The organism is Parasphingopyxis marina (genome assembly GCF_014237875.1).
GTDB classification, from domain to species: domain Bacteria; phylum Pseudomonadota; class Alphaproteobacteria; order Sphingomonadales; family Sphingomonadaceae; genus Parasphingopyxis; species Parasphingopyxis marina.
Map to the genome: position 1 here is coordinate 1,110,006 of NZ_JACJVJ010000001.1, position 18,826 is coordinate 1,128,831.

The 18,826-nt window shown below is 64.4% G+C and carries 21 protein-coding genes; 13 read left to right on the forward strand and 8 right to left on the reverse strand.

Translation table 11 applies throughout. The features are described from left to right. Positions 1–79 precede the first annotated feature (79 nt). The 3 genes from H6P80_RS05560 to H6P80_RS05570 are packed head-to-tail and all read left to right on the forward strand — an operon-like array spanning position 80 to position 3,423. The gene (locus H6P80_RS05560) at positions 80–469 is read left to right on the forward strand and encodes a nuclear transport factor 2 family protein (RefSeq protein WP_185800318.1); all 390 of its coding nucleotides are present in this window, start codon (positions 80–82) and stop codon (positions 467–469) included. 24 nt (positions 470–493) lie between these two features. Next, the gene (locus tag H6P80_RS05565) at positions 494–1,255 is read left to right on the forward strand and encodes an SDR family oxidoreductase (protein WP_185800319.1); all 762 of its coding nucleotides are present in this window, start codon (positions 494–496) and stop codon (positions 1,253–1,255) included. Beyond that, positions 1,255–3,423 (forward strand): PQQ-dependent dehydrogenase, methanol/ethanol family, encoded by a 2,169-nt coding sequence (locus H6P80_RS05570; RefSeq protein ID WP_185800320.1) that lies wholly within the window; start codon positions 1,255–1,257, stop codon positions 3,421–3,423. The genes H6P80_RS05565 and H6P80_RS05570 overlap by 1 nt, the downstream gene beginning before the upstream one ends. Before the next feature lie 3 nt (positions 3,424–3,426). On the opposite strand, the gene H6P80_RS05575 is transcribed toward H6P80_RS05570, so the two are convergent. From H6P80_RS05575 to H6P80_RS05600, 6 genes are all read right to left on the reverse strand, one after another. Then, a complete protein-coding gene (locus tag H6P80_RS05575; protein WP_221892881.1) occupies positions 3,427–4,911 on the reverse strand; it encodes an aldehyde dehydrogenase in 1,485 nt (494 codons plus the stop codon). A 37-nt stretch (positions 4,912–4,948) separates the two neighbouring features. Beyond that, on the reverse strand, positions 4,949–5,434 hold the full coding sequence (locus H6P80_RS05580; RefSeq protein WP_185800321.1) for a MarR family winged helix-turn-helix transcriptional regulator: 486 nt from the start codon (positions 5,432–5,434) through the stop codon (positions 4,949–4,951). Positions 5,435–5,439: 5 nt separating this feature from the next. Beyond that, the gene (locus H6P80_RS05585) at positions 5,440–6,153 is read right to left on the reverse strand and encodes a nuclear transport factor 2 family protein (protein ID WP_185800322.1); all 714 of its coding nucleotides are present in this window, start codon (positions 6,151–6,153) and stop codon (positions 5,440–5,442) included. A 112-nt stretch (positions 6,154–6,265) separates the two neighbouring features. Then, a complete protein-coding gene (locus tag H6P80_RS05590) occupies positions 6,266–6,589 on the reverse strand; it encodes a PspC domain-containing protein (RefSeq protein ID WP_185800323.1) in 324 nt (107 codons plus the stop codon). A gap of 26 nt (positions 6,590–6,615) precedes the next feature. Beyond that, positions 6,616–7,260, reverse strand: a complete 645-nt coding sequence (locus tag H6P80_RS05595; protein ID WP_185800993.1) for a PspA/IM30 family protein — start codon at positions 7,258–7,260, stop codon at positions 6,616–6,618. An 88-nt stretch (positions 7,261–7,348) separates the two neighbouring features. Further along, complete coding sequence (locus H6P80_RS05600) at positions 7,349–7,525, reverse strand: hypothetical protein (RefSeq protein ID WP_185800324.1); 177 nt, start codon at positions 7,523–7,525, stop codon at positions 7,349–7,351. 277 nt (positions 7,526–7,802) lie between these two features. Between H6P80_RS05600 and H6P80_RS05605 the strand changes: the two genes are divergently transcribed. From H6P80_RS05605 to H6P80_RS05645, 9 genes are all read left to right on the forward strand, one after another. Continuing rightward, positions 7,803–8,156: an ArsR/SmtB family transcription factor gene (locus H6P80_RS05605; RefSeq protein ID WP_185800325.1), complete on the forward strand. Its 354-nt coding sequence runs from the start codon at positions 7,803–7,805 to the stop codon at positions 8,154–8,156. Beyond that, the gene (locus H6P80_RS05610) at positions 8,153–9,082 is read left to right on the forward strand and encodes an MBL fold metallo-hydrolase (protein WP_185800326.1); all 930 of its coding nucleotides are present in this window, start codon (positions 8,153–8,155) and stop codon (positions 9,080–9,082) included. The genes H6P80_RS05605 and H6P80_RS05610 overlap by 4 nt, the downstream gene beginning before the upstream one ends. 7 nt (positions 9,083–9,089) lie before the next feature. Then, positions 9,090–9,521: a YeeE/YedE family protein gene (locus H6P80_RS05615; protein WP_185800327.1), complete on the forward strand. Its 432-nt coding sequence runs from the start codon at positions 9,090–9,092 to the stop codon at positions 9,519–9,521. Beyond that, complete coding sequence (locus H6P80_RS05620; protein ID WP_185800328.1) at positions 9,521–9,973, forward strand: YeeE/YedE family protein; 453 nt, start codon at positions 9,521–9,523, stop codon at positions 9,971–9,973. The genes H6P80_RS05615 and H6P80_RS05620 overlap by 1 nt, the downstream gene beginning before the upstream one ends. A 20-nt stretch (positions 9,974–9,993) precedes the next feature. Next, positions 9,994–11,790: a SulP family inorganic anion transporter gene (locus H6P80_RS05625; RefSeq protein ID WP_185800329.1), complete on the forward strand. Its 1,797-nt coding sequence runs from the start codon at positions 9,994–9,996 to the stop codon at positions 11,788–11,790. Between the two features lie 104 nt (positions 11,791–11,894). Continuing rightward, positions 11,895–12,743 carry a hypothetical protein gene (locus H6P80_RS05630; RefSeq protein WP_185800330.1) on the forward strand — a complete coding sequence of 283 codons (849 nt, stop codon included), beginning with the start codon at positions 11,895–11,897 and terminating at the stop codon, positions 12,741–12,743. Between the two features lie 214 nt (positions 12,744–12,957). Further along, positions 12,958–14,529: an FAD-binding oxidoreductase gene (locus H6P80_RS05635; RefSeq protein WP_185800331.1), complete on the forward strand. Its 1,572-nt coding sequence runs from the start codon at positions 12,958–12,960 to the stop codon at positions 14,527–14,529. Then, positions 14,529–14,960 (forward strand): c-type cytochrome, encoded by a 432-nt coding sequence (locus tag H6P80_RS05640; protein ID WP_185800332.1) that lies wholly within the window; start codon positions 14,529–14,531, stop codon positions 14,958–14,960. The genes H6P80_RS05635 and H6P80_RS05640 overlap by 1 nt, the downstream gene beginning before the upstream one ends. Continuing rightward, positions 14,957–15,451 (forward strand): hypothetical protein, encoded by a 495-nt coding sequence (locus H6P80_RS05645; protein WP_185800333.1) that lies wholly within the window; start codon positions 14,957–14,959, stop codon positions 15,449–15,451. Before H6P80_RS05640 ends, H6P80_RS05645 begins: the two co-directional genes overlap by 4 nt. 30 nt (positions 15,452–15,481) lie before the next feature. Here the strand turns inward: H6P80_RS05645 and H6P80_RS05650 are convergent, their stop codons facing one another. Continuing rightward, positions 15,482–15,679 (reverse strand): hypothetical protein, encoded by a 198-nt coding sequence (locus H6P80_RS05650; protein ID WP_185800334.1) that lies wholly within the window; start codon positions 15,677–15,679, stop codon positions 15,482–15,484. A 194-nt stretch (positions 15,680–15,873) separates the two neighbouring features. Here H6P80_RS05650 and H6P80_RS05655 point away from each other — a divergent pair, with 194 nt between their 5' ends. After that, positions 15,874–16,821: a crotonase/enoyl-CoA hydratase family protein gene (locus tag H6P80_RS05655; RefSeq protein ID WP_185800335.1), complete on the forward strand. Its 948-nt coding sequence runs from the start codon at positions 15,874–15,876 to the stop codon at positions 16,819–16,821. On the opposite strand, the gene H6P80_RS05660 is transcribed toward H6P80_RS05655, so the two are convergent. Next, entirely contained in the window at positions 16,808–18,781 is a 1,974-nt protein-coding gene (locus H6P80_RS05660) for a putative bifunctional diguanylate cyclase/phosphodiesterase (protein WP_185800336.1), read from the reverse strand. The two genes, H6P80_RS05655 and H6P80_RS05660, sit on opposite strands and share 14 nt — an antisense overlap. Positions 18,782–18,826: the final 45 nt, after the last annotated feature.

Here is an 18,826-nt window from a genome sequence, read left to right on the forward strand (position 1 = left end):
CCTCGTGGCTGAAACCCATATCCCGGCTTGCGAACCATAACAATTGTTGCAATCAGGAAAGAAAAGCGAGGAGAGGATCATGGCGCGCACCGCCGAGGAACAGGCGCTGGCCGACAAGGCCGTCGGGCTCTACCGGGACGTGCTGATCCCGATGGATAAGAGCAAGGTCGACGACTATGTCGCCGCCGATTACATCCAGCACAGCTCACTGGCCGAACCCGGCGTTCAGGCGCTCAAGGACTGGCTGGACAAGGTACGCGTGGAATCGCCCGATGCGACGCAGGATATCAAGCGCGTCTTCGTCGAGGGCGATCATGTGATCTGCCATGTCCATGTCGTGCGCTGGCCCGGCGATCCGGGTATCGCCGTGTGCGATATCTTCCGGTTCGAGGACGGCAAGATCAAGGAACATTGGGACGTGATCCAGTTCATCGACGAAAATCCCGTCAATCCGAACTCGATGTTTTAGGCACCGGGGGGAGGGAGCTGAGCCATGGCCAAACGTTTCGACGGCAAGACCGTTTTCATCTTCGGCGGCAATAGCGGCATCGGGCTCGCCAGTGCGGAAGCGTTTGCGGCGGAAGGGGCGAAGCTCGCAATTACCGGGCGCGACCAGGCGACGCTCGACGCTGCCGCCGAAAAGACAGGCGCACTCGCCATCCGCAGCGACATGGCCGATCCGGCGGCGAGCGGGGCGGCGCTGGCACAGGCCGCCGATGCGCTCGGCCCGCTCGACGTGGTATTCGTCAACGCGGGGGTCGGCGGCTTCGCCGCGGCGCCCGATGTCAGCGAGGAGTTTTGGGACCATATCCATGACGTGAACCTGCGCGGTGCCTTCTTCGCGGCGCAAAAGGCGCTGCCGCATATGCGCGACGGCGGCGCGATGGTGTTCACCGGCTCGACCGGATCGGTGATGGGGCTGCCGGGCAACAGCGCCTATGCCGCCGCCAAGGCAGGGCTGCGCGCTGTCGTCCGGATCCTCGCCGCCGAGCTGCTGCCGCGCAAGATCCGCGTCAACATGGTCAGCCCCGGCCCGACCGAAACGCCGCTGATCAACCGCAATCCCGGCATGGGGCCCGAAGTCGTCGATCAGATGCGCAAACATATGATCGCCTCGGTGCCGATGCACCGGATGGGCGAACCCGAAGAGATCGCCCGCGTCGCGCTGTTCCTGGCGTCCGAGGATGCCAGCTTCATCACCGCGGCCGACATTTTCGTCGATGGCGGCGTCGTCGAACTGGCCTACGCGACGTGATGCGCTGGCTAGCCCTCTTTATTGCTTTCGCACTTGCCGCCTGTTCCTCCCAGCCTGAAGTCGGCGCCGGGGCGGATTGGCCGTTGTCCGGCGGCGATGTCGGCGGCACCCACCATTCACGGCTGACCCAGATCGACCGGTCGAACGTCGATCGGATCGGCCTCGCCTGGGAGTATGACGTCGGCACCAATCGCGGCCTCGAAGCGACGCCCATCGTCATCGACGGCGTCATGTATACGAGCGGCGTCGCGGGCCGCGCCTATGCGCTGAACGCCGCGACGGGCGCGGAAATCTGGGCGTTCACGCCGGACGTGGACATGCAGGTTAACCGCACCGTGTGCTGCGACATGGTGAACCGGGGCGTCGCCGTGCACGACGGCAAGGTGTTCGTGGGCGCGCTCGACGGGGTGCTTTACGCGCTCGACGCGGCGACCGGCGCCATCGTCTGGCATGCCGATACCAAGGACGGCTCGGGGCGCGGCATCAACATCACCGGCGCGCCCGAAGTGGCCGGGGATGTCGTAATCATCGGCAATGGCGGCGCGGAATATGACGTGCGCGGCTATGTCACGGCCTATGATGTCGAGAGCGGCGAAGAGCGCTGGCGCTTCTATACGGTGCCGCGCGATCCCGATCTCGGCCCGCAGGATCATCCCGATCTAGAAGCGGCGGTCGGGACATGGGACCCGGAAAGCCGCTGGGATATCGGCGGCGGCGGCACGCCCTGGGACGCGATCCATTACGATCCCGAATTCGATGCGGTCTATGTCGGCACCGGCAATGGCGGGCCCTATCACCGCGCGCTGCGTTCGCCAGCGGGCGGCGACAATCTCTATCTCTCGTCCATCGTCGCCCTCGATCCCGAAACCGGACGCGTCAAATGGTATTATCAGGAAACGCCCGGCGACAGCTGGGACTATACGGCGACCCAGCCGATGGTGCTGGCCGAACTGGAGATCGAGGGCGAGCTGACGCCCGTCATCCTCCACGCCCCGAAAAACGGGTTCCTCTATGTGATCGACCGGCGCGACGGATCGCTGCTCGCCGCCAACCCCATCGTCTATACCAATTGGGCCGACAGCATCGACCTCGAGACCGGGCGTCCAAACTTCACGCCTGAAGCCGCCGATTATTCGCAAGGGCCGCGGATCGTCTATCCGGCGAGCCCCGGCGCGCGCAACTGGCACCCGATCTCCTTCGATCCGGAAACCGGGCTGCTCTACGGCGCGGTGCTCGACATGGCGAACCTCTACATGCTGCCGCCGGAGCCAGATCCGTTCCGCGGTCGGGCGCTCAACAGCCAGGCGGGGCTGATCTTCGGCCCCGATATCGCGGGGATATTGCCGACCTTGCCGCCGCCCTTTCAGGAAGCGATTGCAGCGCTCCCGGCATTCGAGCGCGTGCAGCAGGAGGGCAGCGTGTCCGAACTGCGCGCCATCGATCCGCTGACCGGCGAGACGCGCTGGGCGCACCGCAATCTCAACTGGCAGGACAGGGCAGGGGCGCTGACCACTGCGAGCGGGCTCGTCTTCTACGGATCGATCGACGGCAATCTGCGCATTTTCGACCGCGACACGGGAGAGCTACTGCGCACCATCGAAACCGGCACCGCGATCATCGCCGCGCCGATGAGCTACGAGGTCGACGGCGTTCAATATGTCGCGGTGATGGCGGCATGGGGCGGGGGCGGCTATCCGTTCGTGCCGCATGGCAGCGCGCCCTATCGCTACGGCAATCAGGGGCGGATACTGGTTTTCCGGCTTGATGGCGCCGAGGTGCCGATCCCCGAGGAACTGCCCGAGATCGAGCCCGCGCCCGAACCGCCTGTCCAGTTCGCCGATGCAACGCCCGCGATGATCGCGCGGGGCCAGACGGTGTTCTTCCAGAATTGCGGCATCTGCCATTCGAACCAGCCGCGCTCGATCACCCCGGACCTGAGGCGCATGCAGCCGGGCACGCACGAGGCGTTCGACCGGATCGTGCTGGAAGGTCTGCTGGTGCCCAACGGCATGCCGCGCTGGGACGACATCCTCTCGCCCGCAGACGTCCATGCCATCCATGCCTGGCTGATCGCTTCGCAGGCGGAGACGCGGCGGCGCGAACTGGCGCTGCAGCGCGCGGGCGAACCTCTCGACGCGCCGTCGAGCACAATCCTGTCCAACTATTGAGGCTTAGGCGTAACCCGCCGGAACGCCGTCGAGCAGCACCGTCTTCGTTTCCAGATAGCTCATCAGCCCGTCGGGCCCGCCCTCGCGGCCGATGCCCGATTGCTTGAAGCCGCCGAAGGGCAGGTTGAAATCCGCCTTCATGCCGTTCTGGGCGACGCCGCCCGCCCGCACCCGCTTGGCGACGTCGAAGGCCGCGCTTGCATCATGGGTCAGCACCGATCCGTTGAGGCCGTAATTGGTCTCGTTGGCGATGCGGATCGCGTCTTCGGTGTCCTCGCAGGGGATCAGGCTCAGCACCGGCCCGAAGATTTCCTCCTGCGCGATCACCGAGCCATTATCGACATTGGCGAACAGGGTCGGTTCCATGAAATAGCCGCGGTTGAGATCGGCCGGGCGGGCGCCGCCGCAGACGAGATCGGCGCTTGCCTTGCCTTTTTCGATATAGTCCTCGACGCGGTGGAGCTGCCTTTCCATGGCGAGCGGACCCATCCGGGTTTCCGGATCGCCCGAATGGCCGATTTTCACCTTGGCCATTTCCCCGGCGATCGCCTCGGCGAGTTCGTCGTGCCGCGCCTTGGGGACGATCGCGCGGCTGAGCATCGCGCAAACCTGCCCCGACAGCACGGTGATCGTGCCGGTGAGCAGCTTCGCCGCTTCCTCGGTGCCGAAATCGTCGAGTATGACGGCGGCGGACTTGCCGCCGAGCTCCAGCGTGCAGCGCGCGATCCGCTCGCCGCACACGCTGGCGATCCGCTTGCCCGCCAGGGTCGATCCGGTGAAGCTGACCTTGTCGACGCCGGGATTGCAGACGAGATGGTCGGAGGCCTCGCGGTGCGCGCAGACCATGTTGATGACGCCGGGCGGGATGCCGATCTCGTCGGCCACCTCGGCGATGATATAGGTTTCGAGAGGGGTTTCGGGCGAGGGCTTCATCACCACCGTGCAGCCCGCCAGCAGCGCCGGGGCGATCTTGCCGGTCATGATGCCATAGGGGGAGTTCCACGGCGCGATCGCGGCGACGACGCCGACCGGTTCCCGCCGGATCACCGCGAAGGCGGCCAGTTCGGTCTGCGCGCGTTTTTCGAATTCGAACTTTTCAGCCAGCGCCACGGCGTGATCGAGATTGGCCGTGCCGTTGCCGACGAGGATCGGCGCGAAACCGGCAAGGCCGCCGATCTGCGCGGTCCAGGCTTTCGCCATTTCCGGCTCGCGCTTGCGCAGCCCTTCGGCGAGCCGGTTCAGATAGTCGGCGCGCTTTGCCGGCGCGAGATGCGGCCATTCGCTCGTGGCGAAGGCTTTGCGGGCCGCGGCGACGGCGGCGTCCATGTCCGCCTCGCTGCCCTCGGCGACGCGCGCGACGACTTCCTCGCTGTCCGGCGACACGATCTCTATCGCGCCGCTCTTGGCGGGCGCGACCCATTGGCCGTCGATATAGATTTTATCGGGATGGGCGATGCTGACGCCCTCGGGAAGAATCCAGTCGGTCATGCGCTTATCCTCTCGGTTTTCGGTCCTGCTCCGCCGGTTATTTGACCTGCCACTGGGCGATCCGGTCGGTGATCTTCTGCGTCGTCGCGCGAAACCGCCGCCGTTCCGCGTCGGTCAGGTCGCTGAACAGCGTTTCGGCGATATCGGCGAATTCGGGGATCATCGCGCGATAGGCGTCGATCCCTGCATCGGCGATCGCATAGGGTTTGCGGCGGCGATTGTCGGCATCCTCGACTTCCTCGATCCAGCCGCGCTTTTCCAGCGCCGTGAGCGCGCGGCTGGCATTCATCGGCTGCATGCCGATGGCCCGCGACAGTTCATGCCCGGCCAGTTCGCCTTCGCCGCCCAGGCTCATCAGCGCGCGCATCTCGTTGAGCGTAAGGCCCTCGGGATCGGCAAGCCCTTCCTTCATGGGGCGATTGATGACCGACGCGAGCTTCAGGATCGCGACCAGCAGGTCGATATCGTCGCTGCTGCCGTCGGCGAACAGCCGATCCTTCAACGTGTCGGGTTGGTCCGTCATCGCGCCTATTTTCCCTCGTTGCCCGTCCAGGGCTCGCCGGTCACCGGGTGCGGATAATGGAACGGCACGACCCGGGTGTGCGGCCAGAAAGTCGGCGTATAGTCGAAAAGTTCGTCGGGACCGAACGGATCTTCGGGATAGGTCTTTTCGATAGGCGGCAGATGCACGGAGTCATGCGCCCAGCCCTTGTCGTAATCGGCCTGCCACAGCATGTTGTAGTTGAGTTCCTTGATCTTCCAGACGCCGCCTTCCTTCACGTAGACATTCTCGTGGATGCCGCCTTCCCAGCACTGGTCGGGCATCGGACGGACCGGCTTTTCCTTGGTGTCGTGCGATCCCGCCTGCATGATGCAGCGGAAACGGCCGCGCGCGGTCTTCCCGTCCTCGGAAATATCGACAATGTCCTGCGAGATGAAGTGATCGAGGAGGAAGCCGTAAATAGGTCCATTATGGGTCCTGTCGCCGATGAACATGTCGCGGAACCATTGTTGGTAGACCCGGCTCACGCTCTCGCGGCCGCGGTAGATACCGTTCAGGAAATAGACGATGCCGTCGTCGGCGAAGAGATCGACCGCCTCGTCATACAGCATCATGTCGATATAATAGCCATATTTGAAATGCAGCGTGCGGACGTCGTGGATGTCCTTCAGCCGGGTCACATCCTTGCGGAGCGCCTGCATTTCGGCCCGCAATTCCTCGATCGCCCGGTCGTCGCTCATCCTCGTCCTCCCTCACAATTGCTGCCGCCCGTTCCGGGGCGATCATAACAATCGTGAGGGTTAGTCGCTGATCCTTTTTGCGGCAAGGCGGAAAGGGCGGTTTCCGCTTCGCCTAGCGCAATGCGTCGATTTCCCGCGAAAGCGCGGTGTCGCGCTGGGCGATCAGGCGGTCGGCGTCCGACACATAGCGCCGCTCATAGCCGATATGGCGGGAGGAGGAGCGATGGGCGGCGCGGCGGTTGGCGCGGCCGCGCGCCATGATCCAGGCCGTTACGAGATAGACGGGGATCGTCCAGGCGGTGACGAAAAGGGTCAGCGCGATCGTCGCGATCCGCACCCAGAGCGCATTGACGCCCATCGTGTTGGCGACGGCCGAACAGACGCCGAGCAGCTTGCGATCCTGCCGCACCACCGCGTTTCTTTCTTGATAGCGCATTTCCTTACTCCCTTCCTGTCTGGCCGTTACCGGGCCGTTGATTTTCGCATTTCGGCGAGTTCGGCCTCGATCCGCGCGTCGCGCACGGGATCGGCCTCGTCTTCCTCGGCGCGGCCGAGGGCAGCGGCTTCGGCATGGCCTTCGGCTTCGTCGACAACCCGTTCGAGCTGATCGAAGCGGGCGAATGCGTCGTGCATCGCGCCGCCGTTCAAAAGTTCGCGCAGGCGGATGCTGTTCTGCGCCGATTCCAGCCGCGTGCGGATCCGGTCGCGCTTCGAACAGGCTTCGCGCAATTTGTCTTCGAGCTTGGCGATATCGGCATGGTTGGCGCCCAGCGCCTTGCCGAGCACGGCGATCTCCTCGCCGATTTCGGCGGCGCGTTCTTCGGCCTTGGCCTTTTCGACCAGCGCCTGGCGGGCCAGGTCGTCGCGGTCCCGCGAGAGCGCGAGCTCCGCTTTTTCGCGCCAGTTGCCGGCGAGTGTTGCGAGCGCGTCGGCGGCGCCCTTCAATTCCTTCTGGTCGGCGATCGTCCGGGCCGTCGAGGCGCGGACATGGACCAGCGCTTCTTCCATTTCGCAGATGATCATCCGGATCATCTTTTCCGGGGTCTCGCTGTGATCCAGCATGTCGGTGAGATTGGCCGCGAGGATATCGCGCATCCGGGAGAACATACGGGTGGAGCGGCTGCTCAGCGCGCCCCGCCCGTAATCGGCCATCGGATATGCGGCCCCCGAGGCGGCCGCCCCGACGGGGCTAAGCTCAAGCGATGTCGCCATGAGCCTGTCCCGCCGGAGTGGCATTGGCGGCGACCTGCATCGGTGCGCCGTTGGGGCCTGCCTGAACCGGGCCGATGGTGCCGAGCACGCACATGCTCGAAACCGCTGCTGCCGCCACGATGGCGAGCACTCTTTGATGAAATCCCATTTCGTTGTTCATTTTCGGTCTCCTGAACCTTGGCTGTTTCCTGTTGCGTCCCGGCTTTACCGGTGACGCCCTCATATAAGCAGGGAGCGTGCCAGTTTTTGAAAATGGCGAAAATGCGCGGTTTTCGGAAAATCAGCGTGTCGACACATTCAAGCTGCGGCCGATGAAGTAGGAAAATATGCCAATATTTGGCGTCTGATTCGCGCGATCAGCGAAATATGGGTTTCTCGCCTTGAATTTGATTTAGATCAAACTAAATTAGGTTTATCTAATGTAAGGAAGGCGAAGCATGACGATTACCGATACCCTTTCCTTTGCCGCCATGGCCGAAAACGCTTCCAAGGCGGCATCGCTCCTGAAGGCGCTGTCGAACGAACACCGTCTGCTCGTGCTGTGCCATCTCGTGGCGGAAAGCGAATTGACGGCCGGCGAACTTGTCGTGCGGTCCGGGCTGAGCCAGTCCGCCTTGTCCCAGCATCTCGGCCGGCTGCGCGAGGAAGGGCTCATCGATTTTCGTCGCGACGCGCAAAGGCTCCACTATCGGATCGCCGATCCGAACGCCGAGCGCGTCCTTGGCCTGCTTCACGACATCTATTGCCCGGACCTCGAGTCCGAAGGCGAACAGGAAAAGGTGATATCATGACCCACGATACCGCACTCCAATCCGCCGTCGATCTTGCCGCGAAAGCCGCGGCCGAGGAAAGCACGGCGCCGATCGTCCAGGGTTTCTTCGACGAGGAAACCTTCACGGCGAGCTATATCGTCCACGATCCCGCGACCGGCAAGGCCGCGATCGTCGATAGCGTGCTCGATTTCGACCAGCCCTCGGGCCGCACCTCGACCGGTTCGGCCGATGCGATCATCGCCTATGTGAAAGAGCTGGGGCTGAGCGTGCAATGGCTGCTCGAAACCCATGCCCATGCCGACCATCTTTCGGCGGCCCCCTATCTGCAGGAACATCTCGGCGGGACGCTCGCCATCGGGTCCGAGATCCTCACCGTGCAGAATGTGTTCGGGAAGGTGTTCAACGAAGGCACCGAGTTCGCGCGCGACGGATCGCAATTCGATCATCTCTTTTCCGATGGCGACGGCTTCGCGCTTGGCGATATCCAGGCGGTCGCGCTCCACGTTCCCGGTCATACGCCGGCCGACATGGCCTATGTGATCGGCGATGCCATATTCGTCGGCGATACGATGTTCATGCCCGACTACGGCACCGCCCGGGCGGACTTTCCGGGCGGCGACGCGCGCCGGCTGTTCCAGTCTATCCGCCGGTTGATGCATCTCCCCGACGAAAGCCGCGTCTTCCTGTGCCACGATTACAAGGCGCCGGGCCGCGACACTTTCGTCCATGAGACGACGATCGGCGCCGAGCGCACCGGCAATGTCCACGCCCATGACGGCGTGACCGAGGACGAATTTGTCGAGATGCGCACGCAGCGCGATGCGACGCTCGGCATGCCGCGCCTGATCCTGCCTTCGGTGCAGGTCAACATGCGGGGCGGGCATTTTCCCGAACCCGAAGAAAACGGCACGCGCTACCTGAAGCTGCCGTTGAATACGCTCTAGGACGCCCATGATGGAAACCTTCCCCCCCATCGTGGCGCTCGCCGGCGGTGCGCTGATCGGGCTCGCAGCGGCAGTGATGCTGCTCGGCTCGGGGCGCATCGCCGGCGTCAGCGGACTGACCGGGCGCGCGACCGGCATCGGCGGCGCGCGCCCCGAACCCTTTGCCATCCTGTTTCTCGCCGGCTTGCTGATCGGCGCGCTGGCTGTCGCGCTGCTCACCGGCGGCGTGGTCCAGCGCTTCCCGCCGCATCTCGGCTATCTGATCGCCGGCGGCCTGATCGTCGGCGTCGGCACGCGGATGGGCAGCGGCTGCACGAGCGGCCACGGCGTGTGCGGGGTTTCCCGCCTCTCGCGCCGCTCGATCGTCGCGACGCTGGTCTTCATGGCGTCGGGCATTGCGACCGTCGCGATCATGAACGCGCTCGGATGGGGGTGGTGATGCGGCATCCGACCATCGCCCTTGTTTCGGGAACCCTGTTCGGCGCCGGGCTCGCCCTGTCGGGCATGACCGATCCGGCGCGGGTCCGCGGCTTTCTCGACCTGTTCGGGGCCTGGGATCCGACGCTCGCCTTCGTGATGGGCGGGGCGGTCGCGGTGATGGCCCTCGCCTGGCTCGTCCAGAAGCGGCTCGAGGTGCCGGTTGCCGGCGGCGGTTTCGCGCTTCCCGATACCCAGAAGCTTACCGGCAAGCTCGTCGCCGGTTCGGCCCTGTTCGGCATCGGCTGGGGCATCGCCGGGCTCTGCCCCGGGCCCGCCTTCGCCTCGCTCGCGCTGCAGCCCGCCCAGGCGGCGATATTCGTGCTGGCCATGCTGACGGGAATGATCGCGCATCACTTTGTCACTGCGGCCAGGGTGCAGACTGCCACCAACGATCCGGGCAAATCGGCCTGACGGCGGAAAGGGGCAGGGCCGTGAAGGGATGGACGCGCTATTTTCCGATCCTCGATTGGGGGCGGCGCTATAATGGGGGCACGCTGACCAGCGATCTTGTCGCGGCGATCATCGTCACGATCATGCTGATCCCGCAAAGCCTCGCTTATGCCCTGCTCGCGGGATTGCCGGCGCAGATCGGCCTGTACGCGTCGATCCTGCCGCTCATCGCCTATATGATCTTCGGGACCAGCCGGACGCTGGCGGTGGGCCCCGTCGCGGTCGTTTCGCTGATGACTGCGGCCACGGCCAGCGGCATCGCCGCGCCCGGCAGCCCCGAATATATCGGCGCCGCATTGGCGCTGGCGCTGCTTTCGGGCGCGATGCTCGTCATCATGGGTGTGCTCAGGCTCGGATTCCTGGCCAATCTGCTCTCGCATCCCGTCGTCTCCGGCTTCATCACCGCGAGCGGCATCATCATCGCGACGAGCCAGCTCAAGCATATTTTCGGGATATCGGCGCATGGCGAAAACCTGCCCGCGCTCGTCGGTTCGCTTGCCGGCAATATCGGCGCGCTCAACCCCTTCACCCTGGCGCTGGGCGTGGGCGCGATCCTGTTCCTGTTCTGGGTGCGCAAGGGATTGAAGCCGCTGCTCATCCGTCTCGGCCTGGCGGATCGCCCGGCGGACCTGCTGGCCAAGGCAGGGCCGGTGCTCGCCGTGCTCGTCACCACGCTCGCCGTGGTCGGTCTCGGCCTCGATGCGCGCGGCGTGGAGACCGTCGGCGCGATACCCGCGGGCCTGCCGCCGGTCGCGTTGCCCGGGATCGACCCCGGCCTGTGGGCGCAGCTTGCCGTGCCCGCGCTGCTGATCTCGATCATCGGCTTTGTGGAATCGGTTTCGGTGGCCCAAACGCTCGCCGCCAAGCGGCGCCAGCGGATCGACCCGGACCAGGAGCTGGTGGGGCTCGGTGCCTCGAACATCGCGGCCGCGGTTTCGGGCGGTTATCCGGTGACCGGCGGCTTTGCCCGCTCGGTGGTCAATTTCGATGCCGGGGCGGCAACGCCGGCGGCCGGCGGTCTCACCGCGGTCGGCATTGCGCTTGCCACCCTGTTTCTGACGCCGCTTCTTTATTTTCTGCCGGTGGCGGCGCTGGCCGCAACGATTATCGTGGCCGTTCTCAGCCTTGTCGATTTCCGCACGCCGCTGGTCCTGTGGCGCTATTCGAAGAGCGATTTCCTGGCCATTTCCGCGACCATCCTCGTGACCCTGGGGCTTGGCGTCGAGACCGGTGTTATCGCCGGCGTGGGGCTGAGCCTCGTCCTCCATCTCTGGCGGTCGTCGCGGCCGCATGCGGCGATCGTCGGCCTTGTTCCCGACACCGAGCATTTCCGCAATGTGACGCGTCACGCGGTGGTCACCGTGCCGCACTTGCTGACGATCCGGGTCGACGAGGCGCTGACCTATCTCAACGCGCGCTGGCTGGAGGAGTTCGTGCTGGAGCAGGCGGCCGACCGGCCCGAGCTGCGCCATGTCGTGCTGATGTGTTCGGCGGTGAACGAAATCGACGCCTCGGCGCTCGAAAGCCTGGAAGCGATAAACCACCGCCTCGCCGAAGCCGAGGTCCGGTTCCATCTCTCGGAAGTCAAAGGCCCGGTGATGGACCGGCTCAAGCGCAGTCCCTTGCTCGACGCGCTAACCGGCACGGTCTTTCTTTCGCAGTATCAGGCCTTCGACACGCTCTCCGCCGACCCGTCCGCGATGGACGAGAGAGACGGGGAGGGCATGGACGTTTTCGAAAACGCGCAGCTCTATTTCCATGCGCGCGGTCTGATCTGAAGGGGCTCAACGCACCCGGTCGCGGCACCGGCCCGGGATAGGCTTACCAGCTCCAGCCGCCCCAGCCGCCCCAGCTCCAGCCATCATCATCATCGTCGTCGTCGTTGGATCCGTTGTTCCCGCCGGAGCTCGCGTTGTTTCCGCCGGAGCTGGCGTTGTTGCCACCCGAGCTGGCGTTGTTTCCGCCCGAACTGGCGTTGTTTCCGCCCGAACTGGCGTTGTTGCCACCCGAACTGGCGTTGTTTCCGCCGGAGCTGGCGTTGTTTCCGCCGGAACTGGCATTGCCGCCGCCGCCGCTCGAACCGCCACCACCGGAACCGCCGGACGAGCTTCCGCCGCTGCTCGATCCGCCCGAGGAGGAGCTGCTGCTTCCGCCGCTCGATCCGCTCGAAGAACCGCTGCTGCTGGAACCGCCCGACGAGCTGCCGCCCGACGAACTGCTGCTGGAGCTGCCGCCATCGTCATTCGATCCGCTGGAAGAGCGACTGCCGCCAGAACTGCCACCGCTGCTCGATCCGCCCGAAGAGCCGCCACCGCCGCCGCTGGAACCGCCGCTGGAACTGCCGCCACTGCTGCCCGAACTGCCATTGCCGGAATCGTCGCTGCCATCGCCACCGCCCTTGCCGGTGTCGCAACCAGCCGTCGTGCCCTGCAGACAATCCGACACGGTGTTCATCGTCCCGCCCACCGAATCTCCGGTGTTTGCCACGGCCGCGCTGATACCGAGCGCGATAAGCGCGATCGCGAGGCCATATTCGACATTGGTTACGCCGGCGGTGCTTTTGAGCAGGCTCTTGCTTTTCCGTTCCATGATTAATTCTTCCTTGTTCGGGGCTGACCCCGAACTAGGCGAGCGGCCTTGCGAAAAGATGAAATGCCAAGGTTTACGCGATGTTACGAGTTTCATTTACCCGTTACAGCGATTCCCCTACCACTCTGATAACAAAAGATAATATCTGCCATTCTGCTTCGCGTCAGGCCTCCGCCGAGAGCAAGCTTTCGGCATTGAGCCGGTGTGGCAGTCTTTGATTAGGGATTTCGATAAGGCGGTTGCCATGCGGTTCGCGCGGTCGCACGCCAGTGTCGCGATCGCGCGCTGCGCGCTTGCCTTGATAACGATTGTTAGGATAAACGGTTCACAGGAGAGACGATCGCGGAGAGGATTCCATGAGGCTGCAACTGCCTCCCGGCGTAACTGCATCGCAGTTCGATGCCGGGCTCAACGCGTTTCGGGGCGTGGTCGGCGATGACTGGACGCTCGCCACCGATCTCGATCGCGACACTTACGCCGATTATTACGCGCCCGGCGACCTGGACGAGCACGCGCCCGGGGCGGCCGTCGCTCCGGCCAGTGTCGAGGAAACCCAGGCGATCGTCCGGCTCGCCAACGAACACCGGATCCCGCTCTGGCCGATCAGCCGCGGCAAGAATCTCGGCTATGGCGCGGCCGCCCCGCGCGTGCCGGGCACGGTAGTGCTCGACATGGGCCGGATGCGCCGTATCCTCGAGGTGAATGACGATCTTGCCTATTGCGTGGTCGAACCCGGCGTCAGCTTTTTCGATCTCTACGAATATCTGCGCGCCAATAATCATCCGCTCTGGATGTCCGTTCCCGGCAATGCCTGGGGATCGGTGATGGGCAACGCGCTCGATCACGGTTTCGGCTACACGCCCTACGGTTTCCACGCCCGCAACATTTGCGGAATGGAGGTGGTGATGCCTACCGGCGATGTGATGCGCACCAATATGGGCGGCATGGAGGGCAATCACAGCTGGCACGTCTACCCGCTGAGCTTCGGGCCCAGCTTCGACCAGATGTTCACCCAGTCGAACATGGGGATCGTCACCAAGATGGGCTATTGGCTGCAGCCGGAGCCCGAGCACAGCATATCGCTGTCGATGGAAGCGCCCAACGAGGAAGATATCGGCTGGATCGTCGACACCATCTCGCCGATGCGCCGCAACGGCCTGATCGACCAGAACCAGTTCGTATCCTCCTCCCTTGGCCGGCTCGTGCTGATGGGGCAGCGCAGCGACTTCTACGACGGCCCCGGCGCGATGCCCGACGAGGTGGCCGATCAGATCCGCGCCGACCACAATCTCGGCTTCTGGGCCGTCAACATCCGCGTTTACGGGGAGGAAGCGGTCAACCGGGCCAAGGCCGATGTCATCAGGCGCGCCTTTGCCGAACATACCGATACCGAATTTGTCGAGACGGCCTGGAGCCGCGGCGAAGAGGTGAACACCATGGATCCGGGCTTCGGCGTGCCGACGGCGGTGCCCTTGCAGATGGCGAACTGGACGGGCGGACGTGGCGCGCATCTCGGCTTTTCGCCGATCGTTCCGGCGACTAGCGAGCATATCCTGCGTCAGCTCGAACGGTCCCGCGCGGTGATCGCGGCGCACGATGTCGATTTCTACGCCTCGTTCACGCTCGGCGAGCGCTATGCGACCAACATCAATATGCTGATGTACGATCGCGACGATGAAGAGCAGGTCGCCAATATCAGGCGGCTCTTCAACGCGCTGATCGCCGATGCCCGCGAATCCGGCTATGGCGAATATCGCACCCATCTGAGCTGGATGGACCCGGTCTCCGACACCTATGATTTCAACGACCATGCCCAGCGGAGAATGGCCGAGGCGATCAAGGACGCGCTCGACCCCAACGGCATTATCGCGCCGGGCAAGCAGGGTATCTGGCCCGAACGCTATCGTGCTCAGCGGGAGGGTTCGTGATGAAACCGGCATTCACCGTGCTTGCCGCCTGCATGCTCCTCGCCGCCTGTTCGGCGGACGGAGAGCCCGCGGTGGGCGGGCCGGAAGGCGGACCCCCGCCGATGGAATTTCGTCCGATGGAGGCCGAGCAGGGAGCGGATGTGACCGATCCGGCCAGTCGCGTCGCGGTCGGCCAGGATGGCGAACGCATGTTCAACCGGCGCTGCGGCGTCTGTCATCTGGGCGGCGGCATGGGCACCAATCTGCTGACCGGCCGGGTCGGCCCGGAAAACGCGCTGCTTGCGCAACGGCCCGGCGGCGTGCCTTCGGCATTGACAATGGCGGCGGTGCGCAATGGCCTGGGCGCGATGCCGCCGCTCTCTCGCGTCGAGGTCACGGACGCCGAACTCGACGCGATCGCCGCCTATCTGTCGGAGGATCACGCGCCATGATCGGCAGCGTCAACAAGCGCGAATTCCTGGCTGGATCGGCGATCGGTGCGGCCTGGGCATTTGGCGGCCGGCTGCTGGGGCGCGGCGCGGACGGGACGTCGTTCGATCGCCGGATCGCCGCCGCGCTGGTCGACGCGCGGACGCCGCTGGGCGAAGAACTGGCGAGCGCGGCGCGCCGCGCCGGCGTGCGGACGATGCGCTTCGACGGCGCGGACGCCCGCATCTGGCGCGATGCCCGGGCGGGTTTCGGTTTACGGCCCGGCGAGGCGATGATCGGACTGACGGGCTGGTCGGACTGGACGCTGCTGCGGCCGGCCCTTGCCGAACATCGCAAACTTGCGCGCACCGAACTGCGCATCGACCGGTCCGACATGGCGCCGGGCGAGCTGGTTCCCCTGCTGGCCGGCAATATAAATGGACGGTCGCCGGTCCGGTTGCGGTCCGGCATCACGCGATCCGGGCACACGCAATTCGGCTGGCTTGTCGCCTAGGCGCCAGCGCCGCAGCGCGCGAGGTCGGCTTTAGAAAAGTGCCGGTTCGCTGAACGAAATGATGCCGTCCCGATGATCAAGATCGGGGAGCCGCGTAAACCGGCCGACGAAGATTTCGCAGCCGGACGTCATCCGGACATCGAAGATTTCGCCGTCGATGCGGTGGAAACGCGCGACCTTGTGAAGCGATACGGGCTTCTCGGCCTTGAAGGATCGAGGACTGTGCATTCGTCCGATATCGCGGCTACTGCTTAAGAAAAAGTAGACGCCCCGATCTTTTTCAGGATCGGGTGTTAACCATAACGTCTTGGAAAGCTTTGCTTTCTGTCTTGTCCTGAGACGATTTCAGCCCGGCTTCTTTATCGTTTGCCGCGACCTCGCAAATATGTTTAGATTCGATCAACCATGTTCGGAGGCGTGCTATGGACCAGAGCAGGATCAGCGCGACGGATGGCCACGCACTGGCCAGCGATGCAGCCGATCCGTTGCTCGACGATACCGAACTCCGCCGTGTAACGCCTCCCAAGCCTTCTTCGCTGTTCGACCTCGGCCAGTTGGAAGTGACGTGGGACGAGGAACGCGAGGCGCTGTGGACGTTCATGACGCCGCGCAGCCGGCCCAGTTTCAACCTGCACATGCTCCGCGATTTCGAGATCTGGCAGAGCGAGATCGCGCGCCTCTACGGCATAGGCGGGGAGCCGCTCCGCTATCTGATCCTGGGATCGCGCTTTCCGGGCGTCTGGAATTTCGGTGGCGATCTTGGCCTTTTCTCCAAATATATCCGTAACCGCGATCGCCAGGCGCTGCTCGACTATGGTCGCGCCTGCAACAACATCCTCCATCGCAACATGAAGTGCCTGGGCCTGCCGATCGTCACGATCGGGCTCGTCCAGGGACAGGCGCTGGGCGGCGGGTTCGAGGCACTGATGTCTTTCAACGTGATCATCGCCGAACGCAGCGCGAAATTCGGATTGCCCGAAATCGCCTTCGGCCTGTTCCCGGGCATGGGCGCGCACGCGCTCCTGGCGCGGCGCCTGGGATTTGCGCGGGCCGAGCAGATGATCCTGAGCGGCAAGACCTATTCGGCGCAGGAGATGTACGATCTCGGTCTCGTCCATATGCTTGTCGAGGATGGCAAGGGCGAAGAGGCGGTGAAGGATTATCTGCGCACCAACAACCGCCGCCATGCCGGCAACAGCGCGGTCTACGAAGCCAGCCGCCACGTGCTTCCGGTAACCCTCGACGAGCTCAACGCGATCGTCGAGATCTGGGCCGATACGGCGCTCAAGCTGGACGAGGGCGATCTTCGGCTGATGGAGCGGCTGGTGCGCGCCCAGGCGAAGCTCTCGGAAAAGGTCAGCGCAGGTTGACGATCTGGACGGTGCCGTCGTCGGGCACCGCTTCACTCGCGAGCCGATGGGACGCCTGCTCGGCGCTCATCGGTCGGGCATAATAATAGCCCTGCACGCGGCTGCATCCGGCGTCGCGGACGCGGTCCAGCTGCTCTTCGGTTTCCACGCCTTCCGCGACGGTCGCGACCTGCAGGGACTTCGCGAGCTGCACGACCGCGCCGATGATCTTCTGGTCGGTCGGGCTGTTCGCGATGTTGCGGATGAACGACTTGTCGATCTTGATCGTGTCGAATTCCCAGCTGCGCAGATAGGTGAGCGAGGAGAAGCCGGTGCCGAAATCGTCGAGGCACAGGCGCAGGCCCATCTTCTGCAGCTGGCGCAGCAGCGAGTTGGTGTGCGGGCTCTTGTCGAGCAGCACGGATTCGGTGATTTCGAGTTCCAGGCGCCGCGCGACCATGCCGGTGTTGACCAGGGTTTCGATGATCGTCACCGGCAGGTTGGTCTGCTTGAGCAGCGCGGGCGAGATGTTGACCGAGACGTTGACGTCCTCGGGCCAGCCGGCCGCCGCCTCGCAAGCCTTGCGTAGCACCCATTCGGTAATGTCGCCGATCAGGCCGGCGCTTTCGGCTACGGGTATGAAAACCGCCGGGCTGACATCCCCGAGTTCGGGATGTTTCCAGCGCAATAGCGCTTCGCAGCTGCGCGTCTTGCCGGTTTCCAGGTCGACGATCGGCTGGAAGAGCAGGGTGAATTCGTCGTTGGCGAGCGCCTCCTGCAGGCCGGATTCGATCTGGCGGTGCATGAGGAAATCCTCGTGCATGAAGGGTTCGAAGGCGCGGACCTTTTTCCCCCCGTCATTCTTCGCATGGTAGAGGGCGATATCGGCGTTCTTGAGCATGATCTCGCTCTGCCGACCATGATCGGGCGCGACCGCGACGCCGAGCGAAGCGGCGACCTCGACCGTGTTTTCGTTGATGCTGACCGGCTGCGAAACCGAATCCAGGATTTCGCGGCCGAGCCGGCTTGCCTCTTCGACGGTTTCCACATTGGCCATGATCACGAACTCGTCGCCGCCAAACCGGGCCAGCCATCCGCGCGGGCCGAGAACGGCCTTCACGCGCTGCGCGGTGACGATTAGAACCTTGTCGCCCGCGAGATGGCCGAGCGTATCGTTGATCGCCTTGAAGTGATCGAGATCCATCCAGATGACGGCAAGCTTGTCGGTCGGCCGCTCGTCCAGCGAGTCCAGCAATTCGCCCAGCCGCATCTGCATCGCGAGCCGGTTGTCGAGGCCGGTGAGCATATCGCTGCGCGCCATTTTCTCGAAACGCGCGGCGACCTCGCTCTTTTCCTGCTTGCCCGAAAGCGCGGTGTAGACGACTTCATAGGTCTGCAGGCTGATGTCCATGATGCCGAGGACGAAAAGCAGGGTCAGCACGGCGAGCGTGATGGAGAGCGCGGTGCCCATGACCACGAGGCCGAGCATGATCGGTACCATGCACAGGCACAATTGGCCGATGGCGATGAGCGGCCGGCCCGCATTGCGCGCGGCCACGCCGGCGGCATAGCCGGTCACCGGGATGGCGGCCATCAGCAGCAGGATCGTGTGGTTGACCTGGGTGAAGGTAAGATAGGCCATGGCACCGAGCAGCGAGGCATAGAGCCAGGCGCCGATTTCGTAGAAACGCTCCCAGTGCAGCCTCTCTCTCGACGTGCCGTTATGTTCGGTGCGGTTATAGGCGATCGCGCCGGCGATGCGGAACAGGCCGGTGATGTGGATGGCAATCGAACAGAGGAGAAGCGCAAGATTGCCCGATACATGGGCGATGCAGCCCGCCGTAACGCTGCAGGTGAGGGCGCCGATGACGAGCGATGCGGGCGATGAATAAAGGGTGCGGACCAGCGACGCGCGAACCTGCCGCGCGAGCGAACTTTCCGAAGCGGCCAAGTGCCTTAATTTACCGCCGACAGTCGGCATCGACTTCTCCCACACGCCGACATTGTTAGGGGCATATGGTTAAGA